Origin of the sequence: Chitinophaga sp. XS-30, from assembly GCF_008086345.1 — a bacterium.
Classification (GTDB): Bacteria; Bacteroidota; Bacteroidia; order Chitinophagales; family Chitinophagaceae; genus Chitinophaga.
Window position 1 is genome coordinate 3,127,079 of sequence record NZ_CP043006.1, and the last position, 12,424, is coordinate 3,139,502.

The 12,424-nt window shown below is 52.5% G+C and carries 10 protein-coding genes; 5 read left to right on the forward strand and 5 right to left on the reverse strand.

All coding sequences use genetic code 11. The annotated features are described in order from the left end of the window. The 4 genes from FW415_RS12840 to FW415_RS12855 all read right to left on the reverse strand — a co-directional run bounded on the left by FW415_RS12840 (position 1) and on the right by FW415_RS12855 (position 5,442). Positions 1 to 447, reverse strand: a complete 447-nt coding sequence (locus tag FW415_RS12840; protein WP_148385556.1) for a hypothetical protein — start codon at positions 445 to 447, stop codon at positions 1 to 3. A gap of 46 nt (positions 448 to 493) precedes the next feature. Further along, positions 494 to 3,130, reverse strand: coding sequence for a valine--tRNA ligase (locus FW415_RS12845; protein WP_148385559.1), 2,637 nt, complete (start codon positions 3,128 to 3,130; stop codon positions 494 to 496). 108 nt (positions 3,131 to 3,238) lie between these two features. After that, the gene (locus tag FW415_RS12850; RefSeq protein ID WP_148385561.1) at positions 3,239 to 4,711 is read right to left on the reverse strand and encodes a cell wall metabolism sensor histidine kinase WalK; all 1,473 of its coding nucleotides are present in this window, start codon (positions 4,709 to 4,711) and stop codon (positions 3,239 to 3,241) included. Positions 4,712 to 4,722: 11 nt separating this feature from the next. Beyond that, positions 4,723 to 5,442: a response regulator transcription factor gene (locus FW415_RS12855; protein ID WP_148385563.1), complete on the reverse strand. Its 720-nt coding sequence runs from the start codon at positions 5,440 to 5,442 to the stop codon at positions 4,723 to 4,725. A 132-nt stretch (positions 5,443 to 5,574) separates the two neighbouring features. On the opposite strand from FW415_RS12855, the gene FW415_RS12860 reads away from it, so the two are divergent. Further along, positions 5,575 to 6,882, forward strand: coding sequence for a spondin domain-containing protein (locus FW415_RS12860; RefSeq protein ID WP_246858732.1), 1,308 nt, complete (start codon positions 5,575 to 5,577; stop codon positions 6,880 to 6,882). A 142-nt stretch (positions 6,883 to 7,024) separates the two neighbouring features. After that, positions 7,025 to 7,633: a peroxiredoxin-like family protein gene (locus tag FW415_RS12865; RefSeq protein ID WP_148385565.1), complete on the forward strand. Its 609-nt coding sequence runs from the start codon at positions 7,025 to 7,027 to the stop codon at positions 7,631 to 7,633. A 405-nt stretch (positions 7,634 to 8,038) separates the two neighbouring features. On the opposite strand, the gene FW415_RS12870 is transcribed toward FW415_RS12865, so the two are convergent. Beyond that, on the reverse strand, positions 8,039 to 9,052 hold the full coding sequence (locus FW415_RS12870; RefSeq protein ID WP_148385568.1) for a low specificity L-threonine aldolase: 1,014 nt from the start codon (positions 9,050 to 9,052) through the stop codon (positions 8,039 to 8,041). 389 nt (positions 9,053 to 9,441) lie between these two features. Between FW415_RS12870 and FW415_RS12875 the strand changes: the two genes are divergently transcribed. From FW415_RS12875 to folB, 3 genes are all read left to right on the forward strand, one after another. Continuing rightward, a complete protein-coding gene (locus FW415_RS12875) occupies positions 9,442 to 10,299 on the forward strand; it encodes an RNA polymerase sigma factor RpoD/SigA (RefSeq protein WP_148385570.1) in 858 nt (285 codons plus the stop codon). 633 nt (positions 10,300 to 10,932) lie between these two features. After that, positions 10,933 to 11,883 carry a thioredoxin-disulfide reductase gene (gene trxB, locus FW415_RS12880; protein ID WP_148385572.1) on the forward strand — a complete coding sequence of 317 codons (951 nt, stop codon included), beginning with the start codon at positions 10,933 to 10,935 and terminating at the stop codon, positions 11,881 to 11,883. 112 nt (positions 11,884 to 11,995) lie between these two features. Continuing rightward, positions 11,996 to 12,346 carry a dihydroneopterin aldolase gene (gene folB, locus FW415_RS12885; protein ID WP_148385574.1) on the forward strand — a complete coding sequence of 117 codons (351 nt, stop codon included), beginning with the start codon at positions 11,996 to 11,998 and terminating at the stop codon, positions 12,344 to 12,346. The last annotated feature ends 78 nt before the right edge of the window (positions 12,347 to 12,424 follow it).

The window sequence follows — 12,424 nt, forward strand, 5'->3', positions numbered from 1 at the left end:
TCAGCGCACAACGATCTTCAGCTCCGGTGCGCGGTAATACTTGTCGTCTGCATACCTGATGACGATATTGTTGAAGAAAAGCACTTCGCCTTTCTGCACTACTTCTTTCAGGCGGGTACGCCATAGTTCGGACAGTCTGCTGTCCCGGAAGGAATCTCCGGTCACTTCCGTATAAAAGCCTATTTCGTTGGTGGTATCGTTCAGGTAAGGTTCTTTCTGCTCATAGGTGAAGTCAAAGGAAACAACGGGGAATTTGTTGTTTCGGGCGTCCCTGACCACCAGTGCGGAATCCAGTATTTTCAGCACTTCCGGGCGGGGCAGGGAATCGCTGAGGTAAATGCCCCAGGTGGTGCGGAAACGCAGGGGCTGTTTTGCCGGTTTGGTCTGTGCCGAAGCATGGCCGGCGCAGCAGAGGAATATGACGGTATGAATGAATCTTTTTATCATAGGGTGGAGGATCGTCCGGTTACTTAACGCCGGACGATCCCTGAAATTATAATGATCTCAATGTTTCTTCGATCGCTTTTATCTTGGCCGCACAATCTTCCTTTTTGCGGCGTTCGTTTTCAACCACTTCCGGTTTGGCGTTTTGCACGAACCGCTCATTGGCCAGTTTTTTCTCTACGGACAGCAGGAACCCTTTCTGATACACCAGCTCCTTTTCCAGTTCGGCTTTTTGCGCGGCAGGGTCTACCTGTATGTCTGTGACGATGTAGAACTTGTCTTTCTGCACCACCAGTGTAATGGCGCCCGGCACGGCTTCTTTCGTATAGCTCACCGCGTTGGCATTCACCTGTTTGGAGATGATGGCCTCTATGCGGCGGAATGCTGCTTCGCTGGCGGTTTCAATATGTACGGCTACGGTGTCTTTCGGTTTTACCTGGTTTTTATTGCGCACATCGCGGATGCTGCTTATCACTTCTTTGGCCAGTGCGCCTTCCGCCAGTATGCTGCTGTTCACCGCGGAGGGGGAAGTGAATTGGCGGATCACGAGGTCGTCCCCGGCCTGTCGTTCCCGCAGCAGATGGTAAAGCTCTTCGGTCACAAAGGGCATGAAGGGATGGAGCAACTGCACCAGCCTTTCAAAGAAACCGATCGTTTTCCGGTACACACCGGCGTCTATCGGTTGTTCAAAACCGGGTTTGATCCATTCCAGGTACCAGCTGCAGAAATCGTCCCATATGAGGCTGTAGATGGATTTCAGGGCTTCGCTGAGGCGGAAGTCCCGGAAGAGCCTTTCCACTTCGGCATGCACTTCATTCAGGCGGTTCTCGAACCATTCCACGGCGAAGTCCGGTACCGGTGCGCCGGTATTCTCCTCCGGCGTCCACATGGTCACCAGCTTCAGGGCATTCCACATCTTGTTATTGAAGTTGCGGCCCTGCTCGCAGCTGGCATCATCGAATAACAGATCGTTGCCGGCAGGAGAGGAGATCATGATGCCGAAACGAACGGCATCCGCGCCATAACGGTCTATCAGCTCCAGCAGGTCCGGCGAGTTGCCGAGCTGCTTGCTCATCTTGCGGCCCAGCTTGTCCCGCACCATGCCGGTGAAGTACACATCGCTGAAAGGCTTTTCCTGCTTGTATTCCAGGCCCGCCATGATCATGCGCGCCACCCAGAAGAAAATGATGTCCTGCCCCGTTACGAGCACGGAAGTCGGGTAATAGTATTGAATATCCGGATTGTCAGGCTGGCTGATACCGTTGAATACCTCCATGGGCCAGAGCCAGGAGGAGAACCAGGTATCCAGGCAGTCTTCATCCTGTTTCAGCTGCGTTGCCTCAAGGCCGAACTGGCTGGCGTACAGCTGCAGGGCCTCTTCATGGGTTTCCGCTACCACGAACTGGCCGCTTTCGTCGTACCAGGCCGGGATCTGCTGTCCCCACCAGAGCTGGCGGGAAATACACCAGTCCTTCACATTTTCCATCCAGTATTTATAGGTGGCCAGGAAGCGGTCGCCGGGGTGGATCTTCACATCGCCATTCACCACGGCGTTCAGCGCGGGTTGCGCCATATCGGCCATTTTCACGAACCACTGGGTGGAAATGCGCGGTTCCACCACGGTATCCGGATTGCGCTGGCTGTATCCGAGACGGGTGGCATATTCTTCTTCTTTCACCAGCAGGCCCTGCTCTGCCAGCGCCGCCACCACTTTTTTACGGGCGCGGAACCGGTCTTCTCCCACAAATACTTCAGCCGCGGCGCTGAGCGTGCCATCGTCGTTCAATGTGTCTACAACGGGAAGATTGTGTTTCAGGCCGAGATTATAGTCATTGATATCATGCGCCGGCGTTACTTTCAATGCGCCTGTACCGAATTCCTTATCTACATAACTGTCAAAGATGATGGGCACTTTGCGGTTGACGAGGGGAACGATGGCGTAGTGATCTTTCAGATGCGCATAACGTTCATCTTCCGGGTTCACACAGATGGCCGTATCGCCCATGATGGTCTCCGGCCGCTGTGTGGCGATGGTGATGAACTCGCCGGTAGCTTCCCCGGCGGCATTGACAATTGCATATTTGCAGTGGTACAGCTTGCCGTTCAGCTCTTTGTATTCCACCTCTTCGTCACTGAGGGCGGTTTTGGCTTTCGGGTCCCAGTTGATCATGCGCGCTCCGCGGTAGATCAGCCCTTTTTGATACAGGTCGATGAACACTTTGATAACGGCCTTGTAATAATGGTCATCCATCGTAAAGCTCACCCGGTCCCAATCCACGGAACAGCCCAGTTTCCTGATCTGGTGGTAGATGATGCCGCCGTATTTATCTTTCCACTCGTAAGCGTATTTAAGGAATTCTTCGCGTGTCAGCTGGCTTTTCTCTATGCCTTTCTCTTCTTTCAGCATATTCACCACCTTGGACTCGGTGGCGATGGAAGCATGGTCGGAACCCGGTACCCAGCAGGCATTGAATCCGCTCATACGGGCGTGGCGGACGAGGATGTCCTGCACGGTTTCGTTGAGGGTATGGCCCATGTGGAGCACACCTGTAACGTTAGGCGGGGGGATAACAATGGTGAACGGAGGCCTCCCGTCCGGAACGGAGCGGAAATACTGTTTGTCCATCCAATACTGGTACCATTTGTCTTCTGCCGAAGCAGGGATATAATTCTTCGAAAGTTCCATCAGTTCATGTAATGAGTCCGCAAAAATAGCGGAGATTGGGGAGAGATGGAAATTTGCACCATAATATATTGAGAATCATGTTGATGCGGAATGCCGGTTTTGCGGGTCTTAGCTGGCCGGGAGGCTGAACCAGAAGGTGGTGCCGTCACCGGGTGCGCTCCTGATATGGATCGTGGCCTGATGCAGGTCCAGTATTTTTTTAACGATAGCCAGACCGAGGCCCATGCCTTTGTTATTGTCCGCTTCCGCCCCTTCCACCTGCCGGTAACGTTCGAAGATCAGGGACTGTTTGCCTGCGGGTATGCCGGAACCATTGTCAGAAACGGATATGGTGATCTGATCGGTCTGATTGATGAGCCTGATGCGAATGCTTCCGTTCTCCGCGGTAAATTTCAGGGCATTATCCAGCAGATTTTGTATCACCCTTTCCATCAGCGCAACATCTGCAAACACCTGCGGCAGGTCTTCCGGCGCGGCAAATTCAAGGGAAATGCGTTTGTCTTCTGCCAGTATCTGGTATTTCAGCAGGATGTCGTTCACCAGTTCGCCGATCGCTACCGGTTCTTTTTGCGGCACGATCTGGTTGGCCTCCAGCTTGGAATACTCGAAGAGCTGCTCCACCAGCCGGCCCAGGTTGCGGGAACTGTCGAATATGATGTGCAGGTACCTGGTCTGTTCTTCCGGCGGCAACTGTTGCTGCTTGATGAGCAATGTTTCGATATATCCCTGCATGATGGCCAGCGGGGTACGGAGATCATGGGATACGTTAGCGATCAGTTCCTGCCGCAGGCGGTCTGTTGCCGATATCTGTTCCATGTTGGCCACGATGGTGTCCGCCATTTCGTTGAACGTAGTGGTGAGTAAACCCAGATTGCCTTTTCCGTGGCCTTCTATTCTGGCGGTATAGTCGCCTTCCTTGAAGCGTGCAACGGTGGCGGCTACACGGTTGATGCTGTTCGTGATCAGGAAGAAGGTGATAATGCCCACGAGGAGCGCGATCACCAGGGTGGCGATGAAAATGTTGCCGCCGAGGCTGAGAAAGAAACTGGTTTTCAGTGTGGAAAGCACACTGGCCTGCTGCTCACTGGCCAGTACGGCATAGACGTAGCCGCTGAGCCGGCCGTTCTCATGCACCGGCGCGGCGGAGAAGATGCTCCGCTCACCCGGAACTTTGGGGTTATCCCCGGAGATGTAGCTGCGTCCGCCTTCATCTATATAACGCAGTACGGGCGCGAGGTCTACCGAATGCCGGTGAACAGATTTGTCCGGCACCACGTAATCCAGTATCCTTCCGCTGGTATCCAGCAGGTACACCTCCACACCGGGGTTGATGACCATGATGGAGTGAATGATGTCGTGCGTGACCAGGGTATCCGGCCGGCCATCCCGGAATGGCTTGGAAGTGCTGGCAAGGTGCCCGGCAATATTCCCGTAAAGCTGCTGGTTCACTTCATAAAAATATTGCTGCGAGACGGCCGAGGCCATGATCACGTAAGCGATGCCCAGCAGCAGGAGCAGGCCGGTGAATACACCGGATATTTTCCAGAAAAGCAGATTGCCGCGTATTGTTTTGAAAGACATGCTGGCCTTTTTTAAAGTTCTTCATTAAACCGGTAGCCTACGCCCCAGGTGGTGAGAATGTATTGCGGACTGGCAACATTTTGCTCGATCTTGCCGCGCAGCCGGTTGATATGCGAGTTGACGGTATGCTCATAACCTTCGAAGTCGTACCCCCACACCAGGTTAAGCAGGCGCTGGCGGCTGTAGCTCTTGCCCGGACTGGAGGCCAGGAGTGCCAGCAGATCGAATTCCTTTGGGGACAGGTCGATGCGTTGCCCGCCCAGGGTGACTTTCCGTTTGTCCATATCTATTTCCATATCTCCGAATTTCATTTGCAGCGGCGCCTGCGGGCTGCTTTCCTGCCCGAGCTCATGCCTGCGGCGAAAGATCACCTTCACCCTGGCAAGGAATTCCCTTACGCTGAAGGGTTTGGTGAGATAGTCATCCGCACCTGTCTCCAGGCCCAGCACCTTGTCTATTTCTTCCGACTTGGCGGAGAGGATCATAATAGGCGTAGTGCGGTCCGACTGGCGGACGCGGCGGCAGATCTCCATACCGTTGATGCCCGGCAGCATAATGTCGAGAATGATCAGGCTGTAGGTTTGCCGGGCGATAGCCGCCATGGCGTCGATACCGTTCTGTACGCTGGAGACCTCGCAGCCGAGATCTCCCAGATGTATTTTCAACAGGCCGGTAATGTTCAGGTCATCTTCGATGATCAGCACTTGATGTGGGCTGTGCTTTTCGTTCATGGGCCGAAAGATCGGTAAAATATGCTGAAAGGCCGGGGCTGTGATACTTTTGTTATAATTCCGGGATGATTACGGGATATACAAATAGTTGCTTTGCCTTATCATTCAAACGCAAACCTAAAATTAGCTGTTATGAAGCATTGCAACCACCGGGTAACCCTGTTGGCAGGCGGTCTTAGCCTGTCTATGCTATTCGCGTCCTGCATGAAGGACGATATGCCCGAAAAGATGGGAACAACGTTCTCTGTTGAAAATGTACTGATGTCCCGCCCGCTGGCACAGTCCGGGACCTTTAAGGGAATGGGGACGGACCCGGTGCCGCCCGTCATCTTTCCCGGCCAGGAAATCAGCATCCGTTTCTCCGCAGGCAAAGGCCAGGCGCTGAGTTTTGCTACCATGTACGGATGGTCCAACGATCTTTTCTTTGCACCCGCCAATCCGGGCATTGCTTTGTTTGATGAAAGCGGTATGCCGGTAGAAGGAGATGTGTCCGCCCAGATCCGTTTGTGGGACAATGGTACCCGCGTGAACCAGGCGCCGGGCATGAGTGTTGACCACCCCGGCGCCGTCGAAACTGCGCCGGTGATGGAAGTGAGCGGTACCGACATGCAGGGGAATGCTTATGTGCCGGCCAGCCAGCTGATGAAAGGAACGCTGGCATACGAAGGCAATTCTGTATTTACTTTCACCATCAGGAATATTTCCGGCGGCACGGCCAATGAAACGCCATTCAGTCCGGGTGTATGGGCAGTGTCCAATATGCTCGGCGGCAACCTGCTCAGCGCGGCTCCCATCTATGAAAGCGGGCAGCCCACTGCTAATGGCCTCACCATGCTGGCCGAAGCAGGTGACAACAGCACGTTGTCTGCTTATCTGAATGATCAGACAAAGATATTCACGCCATTATCGCCTGTGCTCATCGTGGTGTACAGCGGTATGGAAAACCCGCTGTACAAACTGGGGGAGAAAGACCGTGGCAAAGGCCTGGCGGATATTGCGCAGACAGGCGATGCTACCGCGCTGGAACAGTCCCTGATGGCTTACCCGGGCGTTAAAAAAGTATATGTGGTAAAGGCTGCGGCTACAACGGTTTTGCTGCCATTTCTCGGGGACGATGCCGGAGGCAGCATTGAGCAAAGGATCGAGTATTCGGAAGGGGACCGGATCACCTTTGCGACTATGTTCGGGTACTCGAACGACTGGTTCTATTCTTTTGGTGATGAAGGGGTGAGCGCCGCGGCATCAGGGGATCTGTCCGATAAGGTGAAACTGCTGGACAATGGTACCGCAGTAGACCAGTATCCCGGAGCGGGCAACAGCCAGGGCGCGTTCGGCGGTATGCCGCAAACGCCGGAAAGCAAACCGATACAGGTAGTTGGCATGGAAACATACCCTGTTCCTGCAGTGCAGGACATTATCAGGGTGAAACTGATGCAATAAAGATCAAAAATGGTTATTATGCTTCCGGGGCTGGCATGGATGTTGGGTTTGCCGGCCCCGGGTGTTTTTTGTGCCCGTAAAAAATAAATTTGAACAGATGAAATACCATTCCATCTGACCCGTAAAAAATAAAAATGAACAGATGAAAAGATTTATGTCAATGTTTGCAGCCAGCCTGCTTGTTGTTACGCTTGCCTGCGCGCAGTCAGGCAGTTTACCGGAAAAAGCGGAAGCTGTGAGCCCTTTGCTGGAAGGAATGCAGATACCTTCTGTTATGATCAGCAGTACTGCCGGAAAAATGGTGGATATCCGGGAAGTTATCTCGGCAAAGCCTGCGATTCTTGTTTTTTACCGCGGTGGCTGGTGCCCGTATTGCAACAAACATCTGAGTGAACTGGCGGGCATTGAAAAAGACCTGAAAGCCCTGGGTTACCAGGTCGTAGCGGTCAGTCCCGATACGCCCGGGAACCTTCGCGCCACCATGGGCAAAAATAAAACCGGTTATCAGCTGTACTCGGACAGTAAGGGCATGTTGATCAGGGCAATGGGTATTGCATACCAGGTGCCGGCCAATTATGCGGGTATCATTCGGGAAGCTTCAGGAGGAGAAAATACTACGTTGTTGCCCGTGCCTGCTGTTTTCATCACCGGTAAAACGGGCCAGGTACTGTTTTCTTATGTTAATCCGGACTTCCGTCAGCGCATGAGTGGAAAGTTGCTGCTGGCGGCAGCTGCGGCATTGAAAGAGTGAGGGGGAATGAAGAGGCGGTTAGCTGTGCATCATCAGCTTTAGCCGGATGATCCGATGCCGGTCAACAGTTTGAGGATAAAGTGAACTTTAAGGCGACTTCCCGTACCGGGCATGGCGTCACCTCTTTTGGGGGGATGGTTTGGGGCGGTGTGTGGGCAGGCATTCCAGACGCTGCACGGCGAAGGTCGCTAACGGAACAACGGAGGGTAGATGGAGGAACAGCGGGTGGTCCCCGGAGTATCCATGGAGGGAAGGTGGAGATGAGGTGGACTTGATCTGTACGCCTTGCCTGGTAAAGGTTACAGCGGAAGCTATATGTCAAATAAGAAATTACCACATTCAATATTAATTGAATGACAGTTGTTTATGGATTAATATGCGTTTTTAGGAATGTGCCGGTCCGGCTTACTCCATAGACCGGATCACCTTGCAGGTCCGTTCCACCATTTCCGGCGTGATATCCAGATGGGTCACTATCCTGATTTGCGTTGGCGATATCGCCATCACCTGTATGCCTTCTTTGGCGAGGTAGTCCCGGAATTTGGCCGGCGTCCATTCCCCTTTGACGTCGAAGATGAGGATATTGGTTTCCACCGGCAGCATATGGCCTGTAAATTCCTTTTCCAGCAGGGCAGCGGCGATCATCTTGGCATGATGGTGGTCTTCCGCCAGCCGGTGCAGGTGATTTTCCAGGGCATAAATAGCCGTTGCGGCCATATACCCGGCCTGTCGCATGCCGCCGCCCAATTTTTTGCGGATGCGGCGGGCCTCTTTGATGAAAGCCGCAGAACCCATCAGCACGGAGCCTATAGGGCAGCCCATGCCTTTATTGAAGCAAACGGAAATGCTGTCGAATGTGGCGCCATAGGCGGCGGCTGTCTGGCCGGTGGAAAGGAGGGCGTTGAACAGCCTGGCGCCGTCAAGATGCAGTTTAAGGCCATGTGCGGCGCAAACGCTTTTGATCTGCAATATCTCCTCCCAGTCGTAGCAGCATCCGCCGCCGCGGTTGGAAGTGTTTTCGAGGCAGACGAGGGAGGTCCTGGCTTTGTGCACATCATCCGGATTGATGGCTGCTTCGATGTCCGATGCGGAGATCATGCCACGGTCGCCTTCAATGGGGCGTACCTGTGCTCCGGCGTTGAAGGCAATGCCTCCCCCTTCGTAGATGTACACATGGGCGAGGGAACTGCAGATCACTTCATCGCCCGGCAGGGTGTGCACTTTGATGGCGATCTGGTTGCTCATTGTGCCGGAAGGGCAGTAAAGCGCCGCTTCCATGCCAAAAAGTTCTGCCATCATGGCCTCAAGTTTGTTGACGGTGGTATCTTCTCCGAAAACGTCATCTCCTGTGGGTGCATCCAGCATGGCTTGCAACATGCCGGGTGTGGGTTTTGTGAATGTATCGCTCCTGTAATCCATTGAAAAATTTGCAACGGGTATTATAATAAATTAGAGAAGTTACTAATTTAAATGTGTTTACTTCTCAATTGTTAAAATTTGCCTAAAGCCTCGCAAATAGTGACGAAAACGCTATAAAATTTCGTTTATATGCTGTACTTTGTTATAGCGTACAGGCATAGAGACTGTATGGACAAAGTGCGGAACAGTTGACAGTGAAACGTTTAGCGCACGTCTTGCCCCGGTAATTCGTAACCCATCCTGAACCATATCAAGTTATTTGGAAGAGTGGGGGATTAGCACGATCTTTGCAGGCTAATTTCGCAACCGTGTAAGATATAGCATTTAAATGTTACAACAAAATATTCTTTTCGGCTGTTATAATATTCGTAAACCAATACTTTAAAAATATGAGGCAACTTAAAATTGCCACCCAGATCACCAATCGTGATTCGCAGGCGGTAGAAAAATACCTGCAGGAAATCTCGAAGATCCCTTTGTTAACTCCAGAGGAAGAGACCATACTGGCCCAACGTATAAAAATGGGGGACCAGCGGGCGCTCGAAAGATTAACTACAGGAAACCTTCGTTTCGTTGTTTCTGTGGCCAAACAATATCAGCACCAGGGCTTAAGCCTCAGCGACCTGATCAATGAAGGGAATTTAGGGCTGATCAAGGCGGCACAACGTTTCGATGAAACCAAAGGTTTTAAATTCATCTCTTACGCCGTATGGTGGATCCGCCAGTCCATTTTACAGGCTTTGGCAGAGCAGGGCCGTCTGGTTCGTCTGCCGCAAAACAAAATTGGCACTTATAATAAGGCGAACAAGGCTTATATGGCCTTTGAGCAGGAGAACGAACGCGAGCCTTCTACCGAAGAGCTGGCCGAGATCCTGGAGATGTCTGAATCGGAGATCAACAATATCTTCCAGAGCAATACCCGCCATATGTCCCTCGATGCACCTGTGCACGAAGCGGAAGATGTGGCCATGGGTGACCTTCTTGAAGGTGGGGATGTAACCGATGATGATGTGATGCATGATTCGCTGAAAGAAGAGATCCGCCGCGTGCTCAAATCCCTGAGCCCCCGTGAAGCGGAAATCGTGAACGCTTACTTTGGTCTGGATGGCGAGAACGGCGCAACCATTGAACAAATAGGACAGAAATACGATTTGACGAAGGAACGTATCCGCCAAATCAAGGAAAGGGCCATTAAAAGGCTGCAAAAAGCCCGCTATAGCGGCGCACTCAAATCCTATCTGGGATAATTGGTTTAAAACAATCTACAAATCTGGGATAAAAGCATCCCGCCTGTAACAATGGGCGGGATGCTTTTTTTTATGCTGATCGGCAATTACGCAGGAAATCCTTAACCGGTTCCGGGGAGGCCAGCGCAGAAATGATGATCCGCTACCCCGGGAGTGACCGGATACCTTCGCTGATCAAAGGCCCGTTGCGGCCGACGGCGTGCATGCATACAAAAGCGATACAACTGAGGTGGTAATTTTGTACTTTTATGCCCGGAATACGGGCTGACAGATACTGTATTCACGGGTCAGCCGAATGTAAACCATGCCACCGGAAAGCGGGAACAGGGGAAGGGAACGCGGACGGTTTATGTCAGAATGTCCTGTACAGCCAACGGTACAACCTTTGATATATGACCACACGCAGCAGCAGACATGAGCCAGTCAATAGACTTTGATACGTATGGATATTTTAACCGGGAAACACCGTCCCGGAATGCTATCATGTTGATCACAGTACCTATGATATCTGGCAGGCGGCCGCATCGTATTTACCGGCGCCCGGAAATCTTTTGCCACGTTACCCGCGTCGTCGTCAATGCGATGGCGCTATCAGCATAATCAAATCAAAAACCAACAACAGCTAACAACAGCATGGAAAACAACACATCACAGGAACATGTACATGTACTGATCATCGGTTCAGGGCCGGCAGGCTATACCGCGGCGATCTATGCCGCACGCGCCAACCTGAAACCCGTATTGTACCAGGGTATTCAACCCGGCGGTCAATTGACGATCACCACAGAGGTAGAGAACTACCCCGGCTATCCCGAAGGCATTCAGGGACCCGAAATGATGGTGGACTTTGAAAAGCAGGCCAGCCGCATGGGTGCAGATATCCGCTATGGCATTGCAACGGCAGTCGATTTTACCGCACAACCCTATAAAGTAACAATAGACGAAGAAAAGACCATCACCGCCGATGCGATCATCATTGCCACCGGCGCCTCCGCCAAATGGCTGGGGCTGCCCTCCGAGCAACGCCTTAACGGAAGCGGCGTATCCGCCTGCGCGGTATGCGACGGCTTTTTCTTCCGCGGCAAGGAAGCCGCCATCGTGGGCGCGGGAGATACCGCTGCAGAAGAAGCGATCTATCTTTCCAAAATATGCTCCAACGTACATATGCTGGTTCGCCGCCATGAAATGAGGGCCTCCAAGGTCATGCAGGACAGGGTGCTGAAAACATCCAACATCATGGTGTACTGGAATACCGAAACCGTAGAAGTGCTTGGCGAGAACAAAGTGGACGGCGTTCGCATAAGGAACACGGAGACCAACGAGGAAAAAGACATCGCCGTCAGCGCTTTCTTCGTGGCTATCGGCCACCAGCCCAATTCCGATATCTTCAAAGGCAAGCTGGACATGGATGAGCAGGGATACATCAAAACCGTTCCCGGTACCAGCCGTACCAGCGTGGAAGGCGTATTTGCGTGTGGCGATGTGCAGGACAAGATCTACCGCCAGGCCGTAACTGCTGCCGGCAGCGGATGTATTGCCGCACTGGATGCAGAACGTTACCTCTCCGCGAAGGAGCATCAATAAGAGATCACGGGCTGTATTGAAAGTCAGATGATGCGCTTTTGATACAGCCCTTTCATTTTCACGCGGGCGTGAATGGCCACAGGCACTACAGCGCGCGCTAATCCTGCTGATTATGCTGACCATCGCACTGGAGGGACTGCAATGCTACGCTCATCATGGTTTATACCCTGAAGAGCAGATCATCGGTAACCATTTTACCCTGGATATCCAGGTGAGCATCCCTGAACCCGAAGATCCGGCGGACCTCGACGAGTCGGTCAATTATGAGATGCTGTACACCATTGCCCGCCGGATTATGCAAACGCCTCAGCCCCTGCTGGAAACCGTAGTGCATGATATTTCCACGGCCATCAAAACCGCCTTCCCCGCTATTCATCATTCAAGGGTCACCCTGAAAAAACAGGCCCCCCCGCTCGGTGGCGATGTGGCCCGCTCGGTCGTAACACTGGATAAATCATATTGACCACCATCCGCCACAACCCCCATCCATCTATTTCCCCGTTTATATAATATATAAATATTTTCTGCATATTATCTTCAT